The organism is Agromyces sp. H66 (genome assembly GCF_004959775.1).
Taxonomy (GTDB): domain Bacteria; phylum Actinomycetota; class Actinomycetes; order Actinomycetales; family Microbacteriaceae; genus Agromyces.
The window spans coordinates 377,460-398,396 of sequence record NZ_SJZG01000003.1 but is presented as its reverse complement, the minus strand read 5'-3'; the positions used below and the strand labels follow the sequence as shown (position 1 = coordinate 398,396).

The following is a 20,937-nucleotide window of genomic DNA, read 5'->3' as shown; positions in this document are numbered from 1 at the left end:
GGTCACGGAGGCCACCGGCGCGCTACGAGCGGGCGGCCTCACAGGGAAGGATGTCTGCGATGCGCACGACAAGGACGGTGTTCATCGGTCTCTCCTTCCGGTCTCGGTGACGGATGCCGCGTGGCGCGGCCCGCAGGCGAGCATACGCGCGCGCGGTCGTCGTGTCCAGAGCGGGCTCGGGGACGTTGGTCCTATCGCGGGGACCGTCGTGTGTGATTGGGTGAGCCATGGCCGACGCATCCTCGGAGCCCGCCACCACCTTCAACGGGCGGCTCGCGCTGTTGCTCGCGATGGCGATGTTCGTGCTCGTCGTCGACACGTCGATCATGAACGTGTCGATCTCCGCCGTGGTACGCGATCTCGACACGACCGTGAGCGGCGTCCAGGGGGCCATCGCCCTCGAGGCCCTGGTCTCGGCGGCATTCATCCTCATCGGCAGCAAGACCGCCGACCTGATCGGGCGCAAGCTCGCCTACATCCTCGGGCTCCTCGGGTACGCCGTCGGCGCCGTCGCGATGACCCTGGCGCAGGGGCTCACCGCGATCATCGTCTTCTGGGCGATCATCGGCGGCATCGGCGCATCCCTCCTGCTGCCCTCCATGCAGGCGCTCATCCACGGCAACTTCAGCGGCGACCACCAGAAGCGCGTCTATGCGCTCGTGGGGGCCTCGGCCGCGATCGCCGCCGCCGTCGGGCCGCTGCTCGGCGGCTTCATCACCACGTTCCTCTCGTGGCGGGTGGCCTTCGCGCTCGAGGCGGTGATCATCGCGGTCGTGCTGTCGGGCATCGGGCTCGTGAAGGACGTGCCGTACACGGGTGCTCGCTCGGTCGACTGGACGGGTGCCGCGCTCTCGGTCGTCGGCATGGGCGGCATCGTGCTCGGCATCCTGGTGTGGCAGGAGGGCGGCCAGTACGTCGGCCTCCTGATCGGCATCGGTGCGATCGCCATGGTGGGCTTGGTCTGGTGGCTGCGCGCGCGGAAGCGGCGCGAACAGGCGACGCTCATCGACCCGGCCCTGTTCCAGTCCAAGGTGTTCCGGGCGGGCGTGAGCGGACAGCTCCTGCAGCAGATCGCGCTCGGCGGCGCCATGATCGTGCTCCCGATCTACCTGCAGATGGTGCTGGAGTACAACGCCCTGTGGGCCGGCATCTCGATCGCGCCGCTCTCCCTCAGCATGTTCCTGGTCGCGCTCCTGGCGGGCAAGCGACTGAAGAAGCGGCCGGCCGACATCGTGCTCACGGGGTTCGCGCTGCTCGTGGTCGGCTTCGCGGTGCTGGTGCCGCTCGTGCCCCGCGCCGACTCTGGATGGTGGCTCGCGGTGCCGCTCGTCGTCGCCGGAAGCGGGCTCGGGCTGCTCGTCTCGCAGCTGAACAACTACACGCTCTCGCCCATCTCCGACGAGCGGGTGAGCGAGGCCGCCGGTGTCAACTCCGCGGCGGGTTCGTTCGGGCTCTCGTTCGGGCTCGCGTTCGCGGGCGCGATCATGCTCGCGGTGCTCGCGTTCACGTTCACGGCTCGGGCCGAGTCGAGCACCGTGCTGTCGGAGCCGCAGCAGCAACAGGTGGCCACGGCGCTGGAGGAGGACGCCCAGCTCATGTCGAACACGGGCCTGGAGGAGGTGCTCGCGGGCCAGCCCGAGGAGGTGCAGGACGAGATCATCGCGATCAACACCGAGTCGCGGCCGATCGCCCTGCAGGTGGCGCTCTTCATCCCGATCTTCGCGGGAGTCCTCGGCATCCTCAATGCGCTGCGAATGCGGCGCCTTCCGGATCCGAAGCCCTCGGCGGCGGCCGAGGGCCTGACGCTCGGCTGAATCGCGGCGTGGCGGCCCGGCTCTCGGTTGACGCGCTCGCGTACCGATCGCGGGTTATGACGTCGGGACGAGCCAGCTCGCGACCGTCGGGTTGTCGGCGTACGTCAGCGTCTCACCATCGACGACGACGATCGGGCTCTCGCCCATGCCCGGATCCACGGGACCCGTGTAGGCGCCCGGGACCGGATCGTTCGTCTCGACGAAGCCCGCGTCGGCCAAGGCGGATTCCCAGACGGCCCAGTCGGCGTCGGACAACCGCACGACCGTGAGTCCCTCGGCTGCCGGTGCGCCCCACGTGCACGCGACGCCGCCGGCTTCCACCATCTGCTGCGCGAGCTGGTTCACCACGATGGGGGGCTCGATCGGCTCGATGTCATCGGCCTCGAACTTGTCGTAGGTCTCAGCGGTCAGGATGGTGTCGCACGTCGCGGCCGGTTGGGCGCCCGGGGTGGTCGGCTCGGACGTCTCTGGTGCCGGAGTGGTGGCGGCGGGCGCGCTCGGGGACGGCGTCGTGTCAGGTGCTGCGGTGCAGCCCACGAGGACGACGGCGGCGAACAACACGGTAGGGATGGCGCTCATTCGGCGGAGAGTCATGGCCGCACCATAGGGCAGGGCGGGCGCGGATGCCTCCGTGCTCGCCCTGAACTTCCCCAACGCCGCTCCGCTCCGGCGCCTGGATGAGCTGGTTGATCACTTGGGCCCCGGTCGCGTCGCGCTCGTGCCGATCAGCCCCGCGCCGATTCCGTCGCTCGGTTGAGAGCGGCACGATTCGGGCGGCGCGAACCAGGAGCGGGCGACTACGGCGTCGGCGCGATCCAGGTCGCGAAGTCGGGGGCGCTGACGAAGGTCACGCGGTCGCCGTCGACCACGACGACCGGACTGATGCCGGTGCCCGGGTCGACCGGCCCGGTGTGCGCGCCAGGCACGGGCTCGTTCGTCTCGGTGAAGCCCGCGTCTGCGAGCGCGGTCGCCCACACCGCCAGGTCGACACCGGTCGCCTGCGTGACCGTGAGGCCGATATCGGTCTGCGGCTTGCCCCAGTGGCAGGAGGGGCCACCCGCCTCGACCATCTGCGCGGCCACGGGGTAGTACGTCGCCAGGTGGTCGGCGGCCGGGGGCTCCAGCGGCTCGAGTCCGTCGGTGGCGAGCTCGGCATACGCGTCCTGCGTGAGCACGGTGTCGCAGTTCGCGGCCGGTTCGGCGGCCGGCTGCGGCTCGGACGTCGCGTCGGGCGAGGGGGTGGCGGTGGCGGGCGCGCTCGGCGTGGGCGTCGCGTCGGGTGCGGCGGTGCAGGCCGCAAGGGCCAGCGCGGCGAACAACACGGTAGGGATGGCGCTCAGTCGGCGAGCGGTCATCGCTGCAGCCTAGGGCATGGTGGGCGCTTGAGGATCAGGGTGTTCCCCTAGCGCCGCACCGGCTTCGCGGGCCCCCGAATGATGTGGCTTCGGGCGTGCTCGACGGCCGACGGCAGGTCGTCGAAGAGGTGGTTCTGGTGCCGCAGCGACGCGATGGCGCCGACGTGGGTGAACAGTTGCAGGTGGCGGGTCTGGATGCCCTTCACGAGCACGGTCACGCCGCGCCGCTCGAGTGCCTGGATGAGCTCGTTGATGACCTGGGCGCCGGTGGCGTCGAGGATCTGCAGCTGCGACATCCGGATGATCACGACCTCGACCCCGCGGATGTCGCCGACGCGCTCGAGCATGCGCTCGGCGGCGCCGAAGAACAGGGCGCCCTCGAGGCGGAACAACGCGATGCGCTCGTCGCCGGGCTCTGCCGGTCCGGGCAGCTCCTCGCGGTGCACGCCGCTCGACCGCGCCAGCGCGCGGAGCGCGAAGAAGGCGGCGACCGCGATGCCGATGAGCACGGCGTAGATGAGGTCGAACGTCACGGTGATGAGCGCGGTGACGACGAACACGACGGCGTCGGAACGCGTCGAGCCGACGACCGTGCGGACCGTCGCGATCGAGATCATGCGCGTCGAGGTCACCATGAGCACACCCGCGAGTGCCGCGAGGGGGATGACCGCGACGATGCTCGCGCCGGCCAGCACGATGCCGGCCAGCAGCACGGCGTGCACGATCGCGGCGAGCCGGGTGCGCCCGCCGGTGCGCACGTTCACGGCGGTGCGGGCGATCGCACCCGTGGCGGGCATGCCGCCGAAGAAGGCGGATGCCACGGAGGCGAGCCCCTGTCCGACGAGCTCGCGATCGGCGTCGTACGGCCCGGTGTCGGAGATCGACGCCGCGACGCGCGCCGACAGCAGCGACTCGATGGCGGCGAGGGCGGCGACGGTGAAGGCCGCGCCGATGAGGGGCGACATGGTGTCGAAGGTGAGCTCTGGCACGATCGGCATGGGCAGGCCGGGTGGCAGTTGGCCGATCGTGGCCACGGGGAGCTGTGCGACGACGGCGACGATGCTCACGAGCACGATGGCGATGATCGAGCCGGGCAGCAGCTTGTGGATCCTCGGCGCGATCACCATGACGGCGGCGACCACGAGCACGATGCCGAGCGCCCAGGCGGCCTCGACCCAGCTCACGGTGGACAGCGACTGCACCGCGGCGACGAGCGCGTTGGTGCTCGGCCCGGGCTCGGTGCCGAGTGCGGCGGGCACCTGTTGCAGGAAGATGATGATCGCGATGCCGAGCGTGAAGCCCTCGATGACCGGCCACGGGATGTAGGTGACGGCGCGCCCGAGCCGCAGTACCCCGGCGACGACCACGATGATGCCCGCGAGCAGCCCGACGATCGCGAGGGCGCCCACGCCGTTCGTCGCGATGATGGGCCCGAGCACGACGACCATGGCGCCGGTCGGACCGGAGACCTGCACGTTCGAGCCGCCGAAGACGGCCGCGATGACGCCCGCGATGATCGCCGTGACGAGGCCGCTCTCGGCGCCGGCGCCCGAGCTCACGCCGAACGCGAGGGCGAGCGGCAGGGCGACGATGCCCACGGTCACGCCGGCGACCAGGTCGCCCTTCCAGGTGCGCCGCAGGTCGCGGTAGTCGGCGGTCGAGGGCAGCAGGGACCGCAGGTTTCGCAGGGCGGCGGTGACGCGCGTGGAGGTCATGCCAGGCCCCCGGTGGCCTCGGCGGCGGGTGTGGCGGGCGGAAGCTCGGGCAGGCCCGACCGCTCGACGAGCTGGCGTTCGGTGGTCTCGAGGATGTCGCCGAGCAGCGTGCGGGCGACGCGCAGCAGGTCGGCGACCTGCGGGTACGCGAGCCGGTAGTACACCTGGTTGCCGCGTCGGTCGGCCGTCACGAGCCGGTTGTTGCGCAGCACGGCGAGGTGCTGCGACAGGTGCGAGGCCTCGAGGCCGGTCACCTCGAGCAGTTCGGAGACGGATGTCTCGGGGCGGGTGGAGAGCACCTCGAGCACACGCACCCGGAGCGGGTGGGCGAGGCCCTTGAACAGGTTGGCCTTCACCTCGTAGAGCGGCCGGCTGGCATCGGGCAGCACGACGCCTCCTCAAGCGGTTGATGGATTGATGAATCCATGTTATCAGCAATCGTTCGGAGCATCGATCGCTCAGGCGCCGGCGGTAGGGTCGGCGCATGCGGGCAGACATCGCATCCGCGGCATCCGCGACCATCGTGTTCGTCGAGGGCGAGAGCGACCGGCTGGCGGTCGAGGCCGTCGCGGATCGACTCGCCGTCGACCTCGCGTCCGCCGGCGCCGCGATCGTGCCGATGAACGGCGTGACGAACCTGCATCACCACCTCGCGGCGCTGGCCCGCGAACCGTTGCGCCCGCGGGTGGTCGGGCTCTTCGACATCGGCGAGGTCGAGTACGTGCGACGCGTGGTGATGCGGGCAGGCCTCGGTGCTCCGGGAGCCGACCTCGTCTCCATCGGGTTCTTCGCGTGCGATCCCGACCTCGAGGGCGAGCTCATCCGGGCGCTCGGCACCGAGCGGGTCGAGGAGCTGCTGGCGGAGCACGGCGAACTCCGGCGGTTCCGTTCGTTCCAACAGCAGCCGGCGCAACGGGCGCGGCCGGTGGACGCGCAGCTCCGGCGATTCATGGGCACCCACAGTGGGCGCAAGGCGCGGTTCGCGCCCATACTGGTCGGGGCCCTCGAGGATACGCGGATCCCGACGAGCATGGCGTCGCTCATCGCCGCGGTGCTGGATCCCGTGCGCCTCTCACCGGAATACTGGGACTCGGCTGAGAGTTGAGTCAGGTACACTCAAGTTTCGCGGCGTCAACTTGACACGCTCAGACGGCGCTGGGAAGCTTGAGTCGTCGGGACTCAAGTTCCGACGCCACTGACTTCGATCGCGGCCAGGACGGCCGGATCGACCGCCATGGAGCGCGCGCGACATCCCGCTCGTCTCCTGGGCAGAAGGAGAATCACATGTCACGTGCAGTAGGAATCGACCTCGGCACGACCAACTCGGTCGTCTCGGTCCTCGAGGGCGGCGAGCCCGTCGTCATCGCCAACGCGGAGGGCTTCCGCACCACGCCGTCGGTCGTCGCGTTCACGAAGGACGGCGAGGTGCTGGTCGGCGAGACCGCAAAGCGCCAGGCCGTCACGAACGTCGACCGCACCATCTCCTCGGTCAAGCGCCACATGGGCACCGACTGGAAGCAGGAGATCGACGGCAAGCAGTACACGGCGCAGGAGATCTCGGCGCGCATCCTGCAGAAGCTGAAGCGCGACGCCGAGCAGTACCTGGGCGACACCGTCACCGACGCGGTCATCACCGTACCGGCGTACTTCAACGACGCCGAGCGCCAGGCCACGAAGGAGGCCGGCGAGATCGCGGGCCTCAACGTGCTGCGCATCATCAACGAGCCCACCGCGGCGGCGCTCGCGTACGGCCTCGACAAGGGCAAGGAGGACGAGCTCATCCTCGTCTTCGACCTCGGCGGCGGCACGTTCGACGTCTCCCTCCTCGAGGTCGGCAAGGACGAGGACTTCTCGACCATCCAGGTGCGTGCGACCGCGGGTGACAACCGCCTCGGCGGCGACGACTGGGACCAGCGCATCGTCGACCACCTCATCAAGCGCTTCAAGGACTCGACGGGCGTCGACGTCTCGAAGGACAAGATCGCCCTCCAGCGCCTCAAGGAGGCGGCCGAGCAGGCGAAGAAGGAGCTGAGCTCGAGCATGTCGACGAGCATCCAGCTGCCCTACCTCTCGCTGACCGAGAACGGCCCCGCCAACCTCGACGAGACGCTCACGCGCGCCCAGTTCGAGAACATGACGAGCGACCTGCTCGACCGCACCAAGAAGCCGTTCGACGACGTCATCCGCGAGGCCGGCATCAAGGTCGCCGACATCGCGCACGTCGTGCTCGTCGGCGGTTCGACGCGCATGCCCGCCGTCTCCGAACTCGTGAAGCAGGAGACCGGCGGCAAGGAGCCCAACAAGGGCGTGAACCCCGACGAGGTCGTCGCCGTGGGCGCTGCGCTCCAGGCCGGCGTCCTCAAGGGCGAGCGCAAGGACGTGCTGCTCATCGACGTCACTCCCCTGAGCCTCGGCATCGAGACCAAGGGCGGCATCATGACCAAGCTCATCGAGCGCAACACGGCCATCCCGACCAAGCGCAGCGAGACCTTCACGACCGCCGACGACAACCAGCCGTCGGTCGCCATCCAGGTCTTCCAGGGCGAGCGCGAGTTCACGCGTGACAACAAGCCGCTCGGCACGTTCGAGCTCACGGGCATCGCGCCGGCTCCGCGGGGCATCCCGCAGATCGAGGTCACCTTCGACATCGACGCCAACGGCATCGTGCACGTCGGCGCCAAGGACAAGGGCACCGGCAAGGAGCAGTCGATGACGATCTCGGGCGGCTCGGCCCTCCCCAAGGAGGACGTCGAGCGCATGGTGCGCGATGCCGAGGAGCACGCCGCGGAAGACAAGAAGCGCCGCGAGTCCGCCGAGACCCGCAACTCCGCCGAGCAGCTGGCCTACTCGGTCGAGAAGCTCATCAAGGACAACGACGAGAAGCTCCCCGCCGACGTCAAGTCCGAGGTGCAGGGCGATGTCGACGCGCTGAAGTCGGCGCTCGCGGGCGATGACGACGACGCGGTGAAGAGCGCGTTCGAGAAGCTCTCGCAGTCGCAGACCAAGCTCGGCGAGGCGATCTACGCGCAGGGCCAGGAGGCGACCGCCGGCGCGGGTGCGAACCCGGGTGAGGACGCGACCGCTTCGGGCGCCGCCGGCGGCGAGTCCGCGGATGAGGACGTGGTCGACGCCGAGGTCATCGACGACGAGGACGAGAAGAAGTAATCATGGCCTCCGATGAGAACCGGAACCACGAACAGCCGGTGATCCGCGACAAGCGGCGCATCGACCCGGAGACCGGGGAGGTTCGTCAGCCGCCGGCCGAGGCCGAGGGCACGGAAGAGGTGACGGATGCCGCGGCCGACGCTGCTGCGTCATCCGCCCCCGCCGACGGCGACGCGCCGGAGGCGCCCGAGCCCGACGCCGAGGACGAGGGCGAGCTCACGGTCGAGGACATCCTGAACGCGGCCCAGGCCGAGGTGCAGGAGCCGAGCGACGAGCACCTCGCCGACCTCAAGCGGGTCACCGCCGAGTACGCGAACTACCGCAAGCGCACCGAGGCGAACCGCGAGGTCGAGCGCGAGCGCGCGGTCGGCGCGGTCGTGTCGGTGCTGCTGCCGGTGCTCGACGACCTCGATCGGGCCGAGAAGCACGGCGACCTCGAGGGCGACGCGCCGTTCGCCACGATCGCGGCGAAGCTGCGTGCGGCCACGACGAAGCTCGGCCTGCAGCCGTTCGGGGAGGTCGGCGAGCCGTTCGACCCGCAGCGGCACGAAGCGATCTTCCAGCAGCACTCCGACGAGGTCGAGACCGACACGGTCGCCGACGTCGTCGAGACGGGCTACACGCTCGGCGGCACGCTGCTGCGCGCCGCGAAGGTGGTCGTCACGACGCCGCAGTAGTGGCATCCGCCGGATGTTCCCGTTCCCGCCGGCCGTGTCCGATACAACGGGCACGGCCGGCGGGAACGGAAACACTGGAATGATGAGCTGAACGAGGGAGGAGGTGCCGATGGCCAGTCAGGATTGGTTCGACAAGGACTTCTACCAGGTGCTCGGCGTCTCCAAGGATGCGAGCGACGCCGACATCAAGAAGGCGTACCGCAAGCTCGCGCGCAAGTACCACCCCGACCAGAACCCGGGTGACACCGCCGCCGAGGCGAAGTTCAAGGAGATCAGCGAGGCGCACTCGGTGCTCTCCGACGCCGAGGAGCGCAAGGAGTACGACGCGATCCGGGCGATGGGCTCCGGCGCCCGGTTCACCGCTCCGGGCGGCGCCGGCGGCGCCGGCGGCTTCGAGGACGTCTTCGGCACCATGTTCGGCGGCCCCGGCGGGCGCACGCGGTACACGTACCAGCAGGGCGGCGACTACGACGACCTGCTCGGCGGGCTGTTCGGCGGCGGCCGCTTCGGCCAGCCGAGCGGCGGCTACCGGGGCTTCGGCGGACCGACGCGCGGGCGCGATGTCGTGGCATCCACGACCCTCGACTTCGTCACCGCCACCAAGGGTGACCAGATCACGCTGCAGACGGCCGACGGCCGACCGATCACGGTGCGCATCCCGGCGGGGGTCGCCGACGGGCAGAAGATCAAGCTCCGCGGCAAGGGGCATCCGTCACCCGACGGCGGCGAGGCCGGCGACATCATCCTCACCGTCAACGTACGCAAGCACCCCGTCTTCGAGCGCGACGGACTCAACCTGCGCGTCACGGTGCCCGTGACGTTCGCCGAGGCCGCGCTCGGAGCGACCATCCAGGTGCCGACCCTCGGCGGCGACCCCGTGAAGCTCAAGGTCGCGCCCGGCACGCCCAGCGGCCGCGTGCTGCGCGTCAAGGGTCGAGGCGTCGAGACGTCGAAGGGCACGGGCGACCTGCTCGCGGTCGTCCAGGTCGCGGTGCCGTCGCACCTGTCGAAGGACGCCGAGGAGAAGCTCAAGGCGTTCGTCTCCGAGTTGCCCGACGAGAACCCGCGCGACGACCTGCTCACCCGCGCGAAGAGCTGACGTCATGGACGAGACGAGCCCGCTGTTCGTCATCTCGGTGGCCGCCGAGCTCGCCGGCATGCATCCGCAGACCCTGCGGCAGTACGACCGCATGGGTCTCGTGTCGCCGACCCGGACGGCCGGAAGGTCGCGCCGCTACTCGATGCGCGACGTGGTGCAGCTCCGCGAGATCGCCCAGCTGTCGAGCGAGGGCGTGAGCCTCGAGGGCATCCGCCGCGTGCTCGGCCTCGAGGACGAGGTCTCGATGCTCCGCCGGCGGGTGCGCGAACTCGAGGCGGCGCTCGCCGACGAGATGCTCAACCGGCCGGGGCGGCGCGTCTTCGCCGCCGGTACCGAGGGCGAGGTCGTCTCGCTCCGGGCCGGCACGCGGGTGCGCCGCGAGAACGCCGTCGTGGTGTGGCGGCCGCTCGAGCGGGAGTAGGCGGCGGGTTTCGAGACCGCCGCGGGCGGCCTCTTCAATCCGCGGCGTCACCCTTCGACGCAGGTGTCGAGCGGCTCCGGATGTATCTCCACCCGGCTGTGCTCGGGAACGCGCTCGGGCTGGTATTCGTCGATCCACAGCCGGAACGGCAGCTCGCCGTCGGCCGGGTCCGGCACCCGCTCGTAGAGCAGCACGGCGCGAACGCCGCCCGTCGCCTGGTCGATGCGCTCGGGCTGCATCGGCAACGCGATGGTGTGGGAGGCGCCCTCGCCGGTGACGGTGGCCACGAGGTCCCACTCGCCTGACACGTCGCCGCACACCTCGCCGCTCCAGACGGTGGACGCGGGGATGGGTCCGAGGTGGCTGGGGATCGTGAAGTCGTAGCGCACCCCGGAGAACCGCCATCCCTTCGCGCCGTAGTGGATCTGCATGGCGTGGCCGCCGCGGGGCGTCTCCGTCACGAGCGATACGCGATAGACCGGGTCGCCCTTTGCGGTGAAGTCGTACGAGGTGCGACCGGTGCCCGAGGTCGGGGTCACGGTCCCGTCGTAGCTGTCCGCTCGGACGACCGCGTCGGTGAGCTCGGTTCCGGTCGCCGGGTCGACGACCCACGCGTCGAAGGTCGCGTGCTCGCCGTCGCCGAGCCGGTGCTGGCCGTGCGTGTCGGTGACGATGCGCACGCACAGCCCCGAGGTCTCACGGTCGCTCTGCGCGGACTCGACGGCTCGCTTCGGGACGTCGGCGAAGGCGGCCAGCATCAGGAGGGCCGCGGTCGTGGCATCCTCGGCCTTCTTGCCGTCGAACCCCTTCGACGCCTCGAGCAGCTGCCAGCGGCCGACCGCGTCCGTGACGTCCTTCGAGGTGTCCCACGCGAAGACGTCGATGCCCACGGTGACGTCCGCGGTGGTGGTCGCTCCGTCCGCCGTCGCGCCGGCGGCGGTCAGGGTGACTCGGAGGTTTCGGAGGTCCACGGTGCCGTGCTTGTTGCGCTTGAACTCGCCGGTGAGCCGCATCCGGATCTCGGCGGAGGTGCCGTCGGCGCGCGTCGTCAACACTCGCTCCACCGACCACTCCCCGCGCACCTCTCCCTCGGCCGGGCAGATCTGCTTCGCCGCCTCGGTGCGCACCGTTTCGCGAATGGCAGGATTCTCGGGGTCGCCGGTCGTGGTCTCGACCGTGCGCGTGGTGGTCTCGACCTGGCGCTCGACGCGGTTCTCCGACGAGGTGTTCGTCTGCACCGGGGTGCCGCGGAACTCGCTCGTCGACGAGTTCTGCTCGGAGTAGACCATGGGGATGTCGAGGCCGGGCCCGCCCGCACCGCCGGCGGGCGCCGGCGCCTCGGCCGCGACGGGCAGGCCCACGGTGGCGACCGTGAAGCCGGCCGCGCCTGCCGCACTCGGATCGACCGACGCGGCCGCCTCCGTCGGCTCGGCGGTCGACCACTCCGCGATCGCGGCGGCGAGCTCCTCGTCGGCGGCGAGATCGGCTGTGGCCGCCCATTCGTCGAGTTCGGCGAGCCGGTCGGCGAGCGCGGCGTCGAATGCGGCCGCGTCGTCGGGCAGTGTGACGCCGAGCGCCTCCGCGGGCGTGGAGTCGGGAAGGTCGGGGAACGGCTCACCTTGGACCGTCTCGGCGGTGGCGCAGCCGGCGAACAGCGCGATGGCGACGGCGGCGGCGGTGAGGGCCGAGATGGGGTGGCGTCGGATTCGAGTCGGGGTGGTCACCAGGCGAGGATGACCTGCCCGCCGTCCCGGCCACGAGGGGCGGATGTCCCGGATCCAGGTTTTCGTGTCCGCTGCGTCACGTGGAACGCTCGCCCGTAGGGTGGGCGTCATGAGCGAGCTCCTCGACTGGTCAGGAAGCATCGACGCGTGGAACGCGGTCCTCGCGATCGCGTCGGTGCTCGTCGCGTGGATCGTGTCGCGATTCGCCAGACGGGGCGTTCGCGCGCTGCTCGCTCGGCTCGACGGCGTCCCGCAGGCGCTGAGTCGCGGCATCGTGAGCGGCACGAGCGCCATGGTGATCCTGCTCGGGGTGGGCGTGGCCCTCGCGTTCCTCGGGGCGCCGCTCCAGCCGCTCATCGCACTCGTGCTCATCGTCGGCGGCATTGCCGTGCTGGTGCTGCGCGGCATCGCCGACAACTTCTCGGCCGGCATCGTGCTCCAGACCCGGCATCCGATCCAGCCGGGCGAGCATGTCGTATCGGGCACGGTCGAGGGCACGGTCGAGGCGCTCACGAGCCGTGCCGTCGTCGTGCGGACCTACGACGGCACCGTCATGCACATCCCGAACCAGCAGTTCCTGAACTCCGCGTTCGGGAATGCGTCGACGTTCGGGGCGAGCCGGAGCGAACTCGAGGTGCGGATGCCGCTCGCCGGCGCCGCAGCCGGGACCGCGCTGTCCCGGCTGAGCGCCGCCGCGGGTCGGGCCGACGGCGTGCGGTCGGAACCTGCCGCACAGGCGCCGAGGGCGTTCGCGGTCGGTGTCGAGGGCGAGAGGCTGACCGCACGCGTGCTCGTCTGGCACGATCCCGGTGCGGGTCGCGCGGTGCGCTCGGATGTCGTGCGGGCCCTTGCCGCCGAGCTCGCCGAAGTCGACGGTGTCGAGATCGCGACCAAGCTGCCGCCGCGTGCGTGAACGACCTCGCAGAAGGTTCCGGGGCCCAGCACGTGGCCGCGTGCCTACCAGGCCGACTCGGGGGCCTCGATGATCGGCACCGGTGACGTCGACCACCACGTGCCGTTGCCGTAGTGACTCGACGCCCATGGCGACGCCCAGATCGCCTGGGCCACCGCGTGCGCCGACGTGCCGTCCTCGAGGGCGGCGACGATGTCGGCGTAGAACGAGCGCTTGAGCAGGTTGTCGGCCGCATACCGCGCCGCCGTGTCGAGGCTGTCGTAGCTGCCGAGACCCGAGCCGCCGCCCGAGCCGTAGCCGTTGTTCAGCGGATTGTTGCGGTTCCACCAGTTGTCGGGGCCGTTCTCCTCGCGCATCCATTGCAGCATCACGGTGACGTTCTCATCGGTCACCGGCCAGTCGCCGTAGATGAGCACGAGCTTGGCCCAGTCGGCGTTCGTGCCCGAGGCGATGAGGGTCTGTGCACCCGTGGTCGCGGTGTAGGAGTCCTGCGAGCGGGTGGGGGCTGCGACATCCGGTGCGACGCTCACCCTCTGCGTGTCGCCGGCGTGGGTCTCACCGGCCGTCGACGACGCCGTGACGGCGGCCGGCTGCGGGGCGATCGCCAGCGTCAGGCCCAGCGAGAGCACGGCGAGCGCTGCCGCGAGCGGCGCCACGCGGCGAGCGACCCGGGCACGGCCGACGGATGCCGCGACACCGGGTGGTGCCGCGCGCCGCGTCGCCCGGGGGACTGCGTGCCGCATCGGTGCCCGAGGGTAGCAAACCCGGCCGGGAACCGCACCTGACGTTGCGCCCGGAGGAACGGCGTCCCGCTCTTGTCGGGACCACGACGGGTCTGAAACGGGACGCCGGTCCCTGCCGCTGCGGACCCCGTGCGAGGAGCATCGATCCCGGCGAATCCGCCGAACGATTCCAGAAGGGAACCTCATCATGACCACCACACGGGCCACCTCCTCCGTCCTCGAACCGCCCCCGACCGCACCGGCGATCCGCATCACGACCAAGGGGGTACGTCGCACGGGCATCGCCGTGGCGTTCGGCAGCCTGGTCTGGGCCGCCTCGTTCGTCATCTTCGGTCCGATCGCCGACACCCCGTTGGGTGCGGCGGGCGGAGACCTCGGCGGGCTGGTGTTCCAGCTCGGCCTGTTCGCGCTGCTCGCCGTGCAGGAGCGCACGCTCGCCACGGGACCCAAGCGGTTCTGGCGGGTGGCGTTCATCGTGGAGCGGGTGCTGCTGGCGATCGCCGCGACGTGGTCGCTCCTGCACGCGTTCTGGCCCGACCTGGCGTTCCTGCCGATCCTCGACCTGTTCTGGCCGTTGTCGATGGTGGGCATGTTCGTCATCGGCGTCGCGATCCTCGTGAAGGGCCGCTGGAGCGGCCCCCTGCGGATCTGGCCGGCCATCGCCGAGAGCTGGGCGGTGGTCTGCGTCCCGGCGCTCGCGGTCATCGGTCCGTCGGTCAGCGTGTGGCTGCCCGCCACGCACCTGCTGCTCGGTTACATCACGCTCGGCATCCTGCTCGCCGTCGTCCCGGAGCGCACGGGCGCCGCGGCGCCGGTCCGCTGAACTCCGTGCGCGGGCCCGGGTCGAGGACTCGGGCCCGCACGCGTGCGCCCGCCCGGCATAGCCTTGACGCATGCGGTTCGACCTCTGCGCGCTGCGCCGGCATCCCGACGTCGAGGGCCAAGGGCTCGAGGCGTCGGACGCCGCCGACCGCCTGATCCTCGACGAGGCCGCGAGTCGCATCGGCGATTCGGCGCCGGGCGAGCTCGTCGTCGTCGACGACGCCTACGGGGCGCTGGCGCTCGGCGCCGCCGCGGCGGGCGCCCGCGACATCCGGGTGCACCAGGACCTGATCACCGGCGAGCGCGCCCTCGCCCTGAACGCCGGGCGCGCCGGGCTCGCGGCCGAGGTGCGCTCACTGCCGCTCGACGCGGAACTCCTCCGCGGGGTGCGGCTCGTGCTGCTGCGGCTGCCGCGCTCGCTCGACCGCCTCGACGAGGTGGCCGGGCTCGTCGCCCGCCACGCGGCATCCGACGTCGTGGTCGTCGCCGGTGCGCGCGTCAAGCACATGGCGCTCGCGATGAACGACGTGCTCGGCGCGTGGTTCGAGCGCGTCGACGTGTCGCACGCGCGGCAGAAGTCCCGCGTGCTGATGGCCCGTGGGCCGCGGGCGGAACGGCTCCCGCCCGCCCCGGGCTGGCCGCGCGGCGAGCGGCACCACGACCTCGGCGTCACGGTCGTGGCGCACGGCGGCGTCTTCGCGGGCACGGGCGTCGACATCGGCACGCGGTTCCTCATCGGCGAGCTCGGTGAGGCGGTGCCGGATGCCGCGTCCGCCGTCGACCTCGCGTGCGGGTCGGGCGTGGTGGCCGCATGGCTGGCTCGCACTCGCCCGAGCGTGCGGGTGACGGCGACCGACCGTTCGGCGGCGGCCGCGGCATCCGCTCGCGCGACCGCGGAGGTGAACTCGGTCGCCGACCGGGTGCACGTGACGCAGGCCGACGGCCTCGAACTGCTGCCCGACGCGAGCGAGCCGCTCATCGTGCTGAACCCGCCGTTCCACTCGGATGCCGCGCTGCACACCGGCATCGCCCGGCACCTGTTCGACGACGCCGCCCGGGTGCTCGCGCCGGGCGGTGAGCTCTGGTGCGTGTGGAACTCGCACCTCAGGTACCGGCCGCTCCTCGAGCGGGTCGTCGGCCCGACCCGACAGGTGGCCCGCAACCCGAAGTTCACGGTGACGGCGTCCGTGGCTCGCTGAGCCCGTCGAAGCGCGTTCCCTTCGGCGGGCTCAGGGACCTTCGGCGGGCTCGCTGAACGGGGATGCAGACGACCGCTCATCGTGTCAGGCTGGAGAGGTGACCAGCACGCTCGAGCAGCTCGACACCGACACGACCACGCGGGTGGCGTCGGAGGAGCCGTGGCGCACGATCGTGTGGGACGATCCCGTGAACCTGATGACGTACGTGAGCTACGTGTTCCGCAGCTACTTCGGGTACCCGCGGGAGGAGGCCGAACGCCTCATGCTCAAGGTGCACACCGAGGGGCGCGCGGTCGTCGCGACAGGCAACCGCGAGGCCATGGAGCGGCACGTCGAGGCCATGCACGGGTACGGACTGCAGGCCACGGTGTCGAGGGGCGAGCCGTGATCGTCGCGGGCCGCAGCGGCGGCGAGGGCGTGCGCCTCGTGCTCGAGACCGAGGAGGCGATGCTGCTGTCGGAGCTCGCCGACCAGGTCGACTCGGTGCTCCTGCTCGGCGAGGCCGACGATCCCGCGCTCGGGCGACTGCTGCCGAACGCCTACCCCGACGACGCGACCTCGTCTCGGGAGTTCTCCCGGTACACCCGCGACAGCCTCGTCGACGGCAAGCGCCAGGCCGCCCAACGGGTGCGCGACGCGACCGCCGTCGACGACGGCGACGACGGCGTCGTGCAGATCGAACTCGACCAGTCGGAGGCGTGGGGCTGGCTGACGTTCCTCACCGACCTGCGGCTCATCCTCGCCGAGCGCGTCGGCATCGTCGAAGAGGGCGACGACGCGGCATCCGAGACGCGCGACGACTACCTGCGCGCCGCCTACGAGTGGGCCGGGTTCGTGCAGGGATCGATGCTCGAGGTGCTCGACCCGACCGACTCCTGAAGCGTGTCGCGTGCGCGGTGCGTGACACGCGTGCGGCGCGCTGACAGTCTGGTGCCGTCGGCGTGCCCCTGCGCCGGGAACGGGGATCGGAATGACCGAGACGCACGAACGCACGGCCGAGGTGCCACCGCCGTCGGTGGACTCGCCGGGCACGCCGGAGTCGCGGGAACCGGTCGGCTCGCTCGAGTCGCTCGCCCTCATCGTCGGTGCGATCGCGTTCGTGGGCGGGGCCGTGGTCGAGATGATCGTGCACTGGGGCCGTTCGCTCGAGATCTCGGGCCGGGGGTCGCTCGGCGACTTCGTGGCGATCGGCGGTGCGGTGGTCGGCGCGCTCGCGTTCGTCGCCGGCCGGATCTCGGTGCGGCGCGGCCGGGCGGCCAGGATCGCCGCGGACGAACTCGTGGCCCCCGGCGCGCGGCTCCACTGGTTCGATGTCGCGGCGCTGGCGATCGCGCACGGCCTCATCGCGCTGCTCGGCTGGATCGGAGCGGCGTCGGTGGTCGAGCGCTCCTTCCAGGGCGCGGTCGTCTATCCGTTGCCGGCCGCCGCGCTCGCCGGGGTGGCACTCGCGGTCACGGCCTACGTCTCATTCCTGTCGGCGGTGCGGATGACGCCGATGCTGCTCTCGCTCGTGCTCGCCGTGTTCCTCGTGGTCGGCGCCTTCGCCAGCATGCTGAGCTCGAGCGATCCGCTCTGGTGGCAGAAGAACCTGAGCAGCCTCGGCATCACGAACGACGTCTCCGCGCTCGCGTTCAACCTCACGCTCATCGTCGCGGGGCTGATCGTCACCATCGTCGCGCGATACGCGACGGCCGGACTGCCTGCGACGACGCGGCAGGAGGTGCGGGGCCGGACGATCGTGCGCTACGGACTCGTGATCATCGGCATCTTCCTCGCGTGCGTCGGCATCTTCCCCGTGAGCGAGTACTTCCTGCTGCACAACACCGTGGCGACCGGCATGGCGGTCGCCTACGCGGTGCTCGTGATCGGGCTGCCGTGGTTCGTCCCGACGATGCCGCGGGTGTTCGTGGGCCTCGGCTACGTGTACGTCGGCGTCATCGTGGTGCTCGCGATCTTCTTCGCGACCGGCTACTACAACCTCACCGCCGTCGAACTCGTGGCGGCCGTGCTGATCTTCAGCTGGATCATCGTATTCCTGCGCTACGCCGGCTCGGTGGCGCGTCCCGAGTCCGCGGGCATGCGAACGGGGCCGGATGCCGCGGCATCCGACCCCGTTGCGGCGATCCGCTAGACGTTCTGCGTCGGGTGCGCGAGCGCCTTCGCCTTCAGGAGGTCGTACTCCCCCTGGCTGATGGTGCCGGCGTCGAGCAGTGCCTTGGCCTTCGCGATCTCGTCGGCCGGGCTCGCCGCGGCGCCCGCGGTCTGCCGGATGTACTCGTCGGTGGCCGCCTGGTACTGCTTCGCCTCGCGCTGCGAGCGCTCGGCCATGCCGTTGCCGCGCGCGATCAGGTAGATGAGCGCGGTGAGGAACGGCACGAAGATCAGGAAGATGATCCAGACCGCCTTCCACCAGCCGTTCAGCTTGTGATCACGGAACAGGTCTCCGATGATCGCGAACAGCGCCATGAGGTAGGCGATGAAGGCGAAGGCCCAGAGGAACCACCAGATCAGGTCCCAGAAGCTTCCCCAGAAATTCATGTGCAGACCTTCCGATCACTCAGGCGCCCCCCAAGTCGAGCGCTGTTGAGCCGAACCTATCGCGTGGCGTGGCCGGGCGTCCACTGACGAAGGTCCTACGCTCGACGCGTGCGCATGGACGACGGAACGACGGATGCCGCGGCACGGCCTCCGGGCCTCGCGCCCGGCACGCGCGTGCTGATCACGGCGGCCGCGGCGGTCGTCGTGCTCGTGGGCGTCTGGTTCGCGCGCGACATCCTCGCGCCCGCGGCGGTCGCTGCCGTGGTCGTGATCATCGCGCACCCCGTGCGCTTTCCGCTCGAGCGTCGCGGCTGGCCGGCCTGGCTGGCCACGACGGCGGTGATCGCCGTCGCGTACGCGATCCTCGCGGTGCTGGCGGTGCTGCTGGTCGTCGCCTCGGTGCAGTTCGTGCGACTGCTGCCCGACTACGCCGACGAGCTCGAGGCGGCCGGGCAGTCGATCGCGGAGGCGTTCTCCTCGCTCGGGCTCTCGGAGGAGGCATCCGCGGCGGCCGGAAGCGCGCTCGATCCGGGCACGCTCGTGAGCGTCGCCGCCTCGGTGGCCGACGCCGTGGTCGGGTTCGCGACCGCGTTCTTCTTCGTGCTCGCCTACGTGATCTTCATGGCGGCGGATGCCGCGCGGTTCAGCCGGCTGGGTGGACTGTTCGGGTCCGCCCGGGCCGACGCGATCGGCACCCGGTACTTCCTGGGCGTGCGACGCTACTACATCGTGAACGCCACGTTCGGGCTCGTCGTCGCCGTGCTCGACGGCATCGTGCTCTGGGCGATCGGCGTGCCGATCCCGCTCGTCTGGGCCATCCTCGCGTTCGTCACGAACTTCATCCCGAACGTCGGCTTCGTGCTCGGCCTCATCCCGCCCGCCGTGCTCGCGTTCGTGATCGGCGGCTGGCCGCTCGCGCTCGTCGTCATCGCCGCCTACAGCATCATCAACGTCGTGCTGCAGGTACTCGTGCAGCCGAAGTTCGTGAGCGACGCCGTCGGGTTGAGCCTGTCGCTCACGTTCTTCTCGGTGGTGTTCTGGACGCTCGTGCTCGGACCGATCGGCGCGATCCTCTGCATTCCGCTCACGCTGCTCGTGCGGGCGCTGCTGCTCGAACCCGACGCACGCGCCCGTACGCTGCGCCGACTCGCCGGCGACCCGGCCGTGACCGAATCCTGATCCGCCGATCGTGACGGGACTTTCGGCACCCGAGGCGCGACTCCGCCACGGTTGGATCGATGGTGGCGGCGACACGACCGCCACGCAACGTGAATCTTCGCAGCGCTCAGGGGGTACATCATGGCGGAGTTCGAGTACGGTCCGGTCGACATCTACCTGATCGGGTTCCCGGGTTCGAGACCCGACGATGACACGCTCGCCGCACTCGGCGAGCTGATGGCGAGCGACGCGGTCCGGCTGCTCGACATGCTCATCGTGTCGCGCGCCGACGACGGCGAGCTCTCGGTGCGAGAACTCGAGGAGTTCCGCGACGAGTACGGCCTCACTGTCGTCGAGCTCGAGGCATCCGGCCTCTTGGGCGATGAGGACGTGGACGAGCTCGGAATGGCGATCGAACCGGGGTCGTCCGGTGCGCTGCTCGCGCTCGAGCTCGTGTTCGCCAAGCGGCTCGCGTCGAGCTTCGCCGCAAGCGGCGGCGAGGTGCTGCAGGTCGAGCGCATTCCCGCGCAGGTCGTCAACGAGGTGCTCGCCATGGCGAGCGAGGAGTGAAGGGAACCATCATGCCACTCAGGAGAATGGGCCGACCCGGCCTCGTCGGAATGGCCGCGCGTACCGCGGTCGTCGCCGGCACCGCAACGGCAGTCGCGGGCGGCGTCTCTCGCCACCAGCAGGCGAAAGCCGCCGACCAGCAGGCGCAGCAGCAGGCGGCCGCCCAGCAGCAGTGGGAGGCCGAGCAGTACCAGGCGCAGCAGGCCGCCGCCGCGGCACCGCCGCCCGCGGCACCCGCTGCGCCCGCTGCCGGCGTCGACGTCGTCGCCGAGCTGCAGAAGCTGGCCACGCTGAAGGAGCAGGGCATCCTCGACGACGCCGAGTTCGCCGCGGCGAAGGCGAAGCTGCTCGGCTGACCCGACGGGATGACCGACACGGAGACGCCGGAGCGCGTTCGGTGGCAGTGGGTGACCGAGATACTCGGCGTCTTCCTGCTCTCCGTCGTCGCCGTGCTGACGGCGTGGTGCGGCTTCCAGGCCTCGAAGTGGGGCGGGGAGATGTCGATCGCGTTCAGCCAGGCGTCGAGCGCGCGCATCCAGGCCGCGGGCGCAGACGGCACGGCCCGTTCGGCCCGCGCGTTCGACCTGACCATCTATGCGGCGTACGTCGAGGCGGTCGGCAACGAGAACGAACAGCTCGCCGACTACATTCGCGACCGGTTCACGCCCGACTTCCGGGTCGCCTTCGAGGCGTGGGTCGAGGACGGCCAGGTCGAGAGCGGCCCGTTCGCCCGTGCGGAATACGTGCCCGAGGGCACCATGGAGGCCGAGGAGCTGAACGCGCTCGCCGACGAGAAGTTCGCCCAAGCGCTCGAGAACAACCAGCGCGGCGACAACTACTCGCTGCTCACGGTGCTCTTCGCGCTCGTCCTCTTCCTGACCGCGATGTCGCAGCGCCAGCTCGCGCCGTGGGTCGCGCGCACGCTGCTCGGCCTCGCGATCGTCGCGGCGGTGGTCGGCGTGGTCATCCTGGCGACGTTCCCGATCCGGATCTGATCGGAGCGGTCGACGAGGATCATGACGAG

23 protein-coding genes are annotated in these 20,937 nt (G+C 70.8%); 16 read left to right on the top strand and 7 right to left on the bottom strand.

The annotated features are described in order from the left end of the window. Positions 1 to 227 precede the first annotated feature (227 nt). A complete protein-coding gene (locus tag EZM51_RS07750) occupies positions 228 to 1,814 on the top strand; it encodes an MFS transporter (RefSeq protein WP_136707659.1) in 1,587 nt (528 codons plus the stop codon). A 54-nt stretch (positions 1,815 to 1,868) separates the two neighbouring features. On the opposite strand, the gene EZM51_RS20825 is transcribed toward EZM51_RS07750, so the two are convergent. The 4 genes from EZM51_RS20825 to EZM51_RS07730 form a co-directional block, all read right to left on the bottom strand. After that, positions 1,869 to 2,393 carry a hypothetical protein gene (locus EZM51_RS20825; RefSeq protein ID WP_211195847.1) on the bottom strand — a complete coding sequence of 175 codons (525 nt, stop codon included), beginning with the start codon at positions 2,391 to 2,393 and terminating at the stop codon, positions 1,869 to 1,871. Positions 2,394 to 2,611: 218 nt separating this feature from the next. Next, entirely contained in the window at positions 2,612 to 3,169 is a 558-nt protein-coding gene (locus EZM51_RS07740) for a hypothetical protein (RefSeq protein WP_136707658.1), read from the bottom strand. Between the two features lie 47 nt (positions 3,170 to 3,216). After that, a complete protein-coding gene (locus tag EZM51_RS07735) occupies positions 3,217 to 4,884 on the bottom strand; it encodes a SulP family inorganic anion transporter (RefSeq protein WP_136707657.1) in 1,668 nt (555 codons plus the stop codon). After that, positions 4,881 to 5,273 (bottom strand): metalloregulator ArsR/SmtB family transcription factor, encoded by a 393-nt coding sequence (locus EZM51_RS07730; protein WP_136707656.1) that lies wholly within the window; start codon positions 5,271 to 5,273, stop codon positions 4,881 to 4,883. The genes EZM51_RS07735 and EZM51_RS07730 overlap by 4 nt, the downstream gene beginning before the upstream one ends. A gap of 95 nt (positions 5,274 to 5,368) precedes the next feature. On the opposite strand from EZM51_RS07730, the gene EZM51_RS07725 reads away from it, so the two are divergent. The 5 genes from EZM51_RS07725 (at position 5,369) to EZM51_RS07705 (ending at position 10,246) form a co-directional block, all read left to right on the top strand. Further along, positions 5,369 to 5,989, top strand: a complete 621-nt coding sequence (locus tag EZM51_RS07725) for a TOPRIM nucleotidyl transferase/hydrolase domain-containing protein (RefSeq protein WP_136707655.1) — start codon at positions 5,369 to 5,371, stop codon at positions 5,987 to 5,989. Positions 5,990 to 6,168: 179 nt separating this feature from the next. Further along, entirely contained in the window at positions 6,169 to 8,049 is a 1,881-nt protein-coding gene (gene dnaK / locus EZM51_RS07720) for a molecular chaperone DnaK (RefSeq protein WP_136707654.1), read from the top strand. 2 nt (positions 8,050 to 8,051) lie between these two features. After that, on the top strand, positions 8,052 to 8,726 hold the full coding sequence (locus tag EZM51_RS07715; protein ID WP_136707653.1) for a nucleotide exchange factor GrpE: 675 nt from the start codon (positions 8,052 to 8,054) through the stop codon (positions 8,724 to 8,726). 109 nt (positions 8,727 to 8,835) lie between these two features. Next, positions 8,836 to 9,825, top strand: coding sequence for a DnaJ C-terminal domain-containing protein (locus EZM51_RS07710; RefSeq protein ID WP_136707652.1), 990 nt, complete (start codon positions 8,836 to 8,838; stop codon positions 9,823 to 9,825). A 4-nt stretch (positions 9,826 to 9,829) separates the two neighbouring features. After that, the gene (locus EZM51_RS07705; RefSeq protein WP_136707651.1) at positions 9,830 to 10,246 is read left to right on the top strand and encodes a MerR family transcriptional regulator; all 417 of its coding nucleotides are present in this window, start codon (positions 9,830 to 9,832) and stop codon (positions 10,244 to 10,246) included. A 47-nt stretch (positions 10,247 to 10,293) separates the two neighbouring features. Here EZM51_RS07705 and EZM51_RS07700 read toward each other — a convergent pair whose 3' ends face one another. Further along, a complete protein-coding gene (locus EZM51_RS07700) occupies positions 10,294 to 11,970 on the bottom strand; it encodes a hypothetical protein (protein ID WP_136707650.1) in 1,677 nt (558 codons plus the stop codon). 109 nt (positions 11,971 to 12,079) lie between these two features. Between EZM51_RS07700 and EZM51_RS07695 the strand changes: the two genes are divergently transcribed. Then, positions 12,080 to 12,883 carry a mechanosensitive ion channel domain-containing protein gene (locus EZM51_RS07695; protein WP_169053823.1) on the top strand — a complete coding sequence of 268 codons (804 nt, stop codon included), beginning with the start codon at positions 12,080 to 12,082 and terminating at the stop codon, positions 12,881 to 12,883. 44 nt (positions 12,884 to 12,927) lie between these two features. Here EZM51_RS07695 and EZM51_RS07690 read toward each other — a convergent pair whose 3' ends face one another. Next, the gene (locus EZM51_RS07690; RefSeq protein WP_136707648.1) at positions 12,928 to 13,626 is read right to left on the bottom strand and encodes a hypothetical protein; all 699 of its coding nucleotides are present in this window, start codon (positions 13,624 to 13,626) and stop codon (positions 12,928 to 12,930) included. Positions 13,627 to 13,813: 187 nt separating this feature from the next. Here EZM51_RS07690 and EZM51_RS07685 point away from each other — a divergent pair, with 187 nt between their 5' ends. The 5 genes from EZM51_RS07685 (at position 13,814) to EZM51_RS07665 (ending at position 17,778) form a co-directional block, all read left to right on the top strand. Then, the gene (locus tag EZM51_RS07685) at positions 13,814 to 14,449 is read left to right on the top strand and encodes a hypothetical protein (protein WP_136707647.1); all 636 of its coding nucleotides are present in this window, start codon (positions 13,814 to 13,816) and stop codon (positions 14,447 to 14,449) included. Positions 14,450 to 14,519: 70 nt separating this feature from the next. Further along, positions 14,520 to 15,647, top strand: a complete 1,128-nt coding sequence (locus tag EZM51_RS07680) for a methyltransferase (RefSeq protein ID WP_136707646.1) — start codon at positions 14,520 to 14,522, stop codon at positions 15,645 to 15,647. Between the two features lie 97 nt (positions 15,648 to 15,744). After that, on the top strand, positions 15,745 to 16,035 hold the full coding sequence (gene clpS, locus EZM51_RS07675; RefSeq protein WP_136707645.1) for an ATP-dependent Clp protease adapter ClpS: 291 nt from the start codon (positions 15,745 to 15,747) through the stop codon (positions 16,033 to 16,035). Further along, positions 16,032 to 16,526 (top strand): DUF2017 family protein, encoded by a 495-nt coding sequence (locus tag EZM51_RS07670; RefSeq protein ID WP_136707644.1) that lies wholly within the window; start codon positions 16,032 to 16,034, stop codon positions 16,524 to 16,526. The genes clpS and EZM51_RS07670 overlap by 4 nt, the downstream gene beginning before the upstream one ends. A 91-nt stretch (positions 16,527 to 16,617) precedes the next feature. Beyond that, entirely contained in the window at positions 16,618 to 17,778 is a 1,161-nt protein-coding gene (locus tag EZM51_RS07665; protein ID WP_248305519.1) for a hypothetical protein, read from the top strand. Here the strand turns inward: EZM51_RS07665 and EZM51_RS07660 are convergent. Further along, entirely contained in the window at positions 17,775 to 18,185 is a 411-nt protein-coding gene (locus EZM51_RS07660; RefSeq protein ID WP_136707643.1) for an SHOCT domain-containing protein, read from the bottom strand. The genes EZM51_RS07665 and EZM51_RS07660 overlap by 4 nt on opposite strands. Positions 18,186 to 18,299: 114 nt before the next feature. Between EZM51_RS07660 and EZM51_RS07655 the strand changes: the two genes are divergently transcribed. The 4 genes from EZM51_RS07655 to EZM51_RS07640 all read left to right on the top strand — a co-directional run bounded on the left by EZM51_RS07655 (position 18,300) and on the right by EZM51_RS07640 (position 20,908). After that, complete coding sequence (locus EZM51_RS07655) at positions 18,300 to 19,364, top strand: AI-2E family transporter (RefSeq protein ID WP_136707642.1); 1,065 nt, start codon at positions 18,300 to 18,302, stop codon at positions 19,362 to 19,364. A gap of 120 nt (positions 19,365 to 19,484) precedes the next feature. Beyond that, positions 19,485 to 19,913 (top strand): DUF6325 family protein, encoded by a 429-nt coding sequence (locus EZM51_RS07650; RefSeq protein WP_136707641.1) that lies wholly within the window; start codon positions 19,485 to 19,487, stop codon positions 19,911 to 19,913. 11 nt (positions 19,914 to 19,924) lie between these two features. Next, positions 19,925 to 20,269 carry an SHOCT domain-containing protein gene (locus tag EZM51_RS07645; protein WP_248305518.1) on the top strand — a complete coding sequence of 115 codons (345 nt, stop codon included), beginning with the start codon at positions 19,925 to 19,927 and terminating at the stop codon, positions 20,267 to 20,269. Positions 20,270 to 20,278: 9 nt separating this feature from the next. Continuing rightward, a complete protein-coding gene (locus EZM51_RS07640; RefSeq protein WP_136707640.1) occupies positions 20,279 to 20,908 on the top strand; it encodes a hypothetical protein in 630 nt (209 codons plus the stop codon). Positions 20,909 to 20,937 lie beyond the last annotated feature (29 nt).

Bases quoted from the DNA above. Each gene is read 5' to 3' on its own strand.
- EZM51_RS07750 (WP_136707659.1), top strand. From the start codon at position 228: ATGGCCGACGCATCCTCGGAGCCCGCCACCACCTTCAACGGGCGGCTC.
- EZM51_RS20825 (WP_211195847.1), bottom strand. From the start codon at position 2,393: ATGAGCGCCATCCCTACCGTGTTGTTCGCCGCCGTCGTCCTCGTGGGC.
- EZM51_RS07740 (WP_136707658.1), bottom strand. From the start codon at position 3,169: ATGACCGCTCGCCGACTGAGCGCCATCCCTACCGTGTTGTTCGCCGCG.
- EZM51_RS07735 (WP_136707657.1), bottom strand. From the start codon at position 4,884: ATGACCTCCACGCGCGTCACCGCCGCCCTGCGAAACCTGCGGTCCCTG.
- EZM51_RS07725 (WP_136707655.1), top strand. From the start codon at position 5,369: ATGCGGGCAGACATCGCATCCGCGGCATCCGCGACCATCGTGTTCGTC.
- dnaK (WP_136707654.1), top strand. From the start codon at position 6,169: ATGTCACGTGCAGTAGGAATCGACCTCGGCACGACCAACTCGGTCGTC.
- EZM51_RS07715 (WP_136707653.1), top strand. From the start codon at position 8,052: ATGGCCTCCGATGAGAACCGGAACCACGAACAGCCGGTGATCCGCGAC.
- EZM51_RS07710 (WP_136707652.1), top strand. From the start codon at position 8,836: ATGGCCAGTCAGGATTGGTTCGACAAGGACTTCTACCAGGTGCTCGGC.
- EZM51_RS07705 (WP_136707651.1), top strand. From the start codon at position 9,830: ATGGACGAGACGAGCCCGCTGTTCGTCATCTCGGTGGCCGCCGAGCTC.
- EZM51_RS07695 (WP_169053823.1), top strand. From the start codon at position 12,080: ATGAGCGAGCTCCTCGACTGGTCAGGAAGCATCGACGCGTGGAACGCG.
- EZM51_RS07690 (WP_136707648.1), bottom strand. From the start codon at position 13,626: ATGCGGCACGCAGTCCCCCGGGCGACGCGGCGCGCGGCACCACCCGGT.
- EZM51_RS07685 (WP_136707647.1), top strand. From the start codon at position 13,814: ATGACCACCACACGGGCCACCTCCTCCGTCCTCGAACCGCCCCCGACC.
- EZM51_RS07680 (WP_136707646.1), top strand. From the start codon at position 14,520: ATGCGGTTCGACCTCTGCGCGCTGCGCCGGCATCCCGACGTCGAGGGC.
- EZM51_RS07665 (WP_248305519.1), top strand. From the start codon at position 16,618: ATGACCGAGACGCACGAACGCACGGCCGAGGTGCCACCGCCGTCGGTG.
- EZM51_RS07660 (WP_136707643.1), bottom strand. From the start codon at position 18,185: ATGAATTTCTGGGGAAGCTTCTGGGACCTGATCTGGTGGTTCCTCTGG.
- EZM51_RS07655 (WP_136707642.1), top strand. From the start codon at position 18,300: ATGGACGACGGAACGACGGATGCCGCGGCACGGCCTCCGGGCCTCGCG.
- EZM51_RS07650 (WP_136707641.1), top strand. From the start codon at position 19,485: ATGGCGGAGTTCGAGTACGGTCCGGTCGACATCTACCTGATCGGGTTC.
- EZM51_RS07645 (WP_248305518.1), top strand. From the start codon at position 19,925: ATGCCACTCAGGAGAATGGGCCGACCCGGCCTCGTCGGAATGGCCGCG.
- EZM51_RS07640 (WP_136707640.1), top strand. From the start codon at position 20,279: ATGACCGACACGGAGACGCCGGAGCGCGTTCGGTGGCAGTGGGTGACC.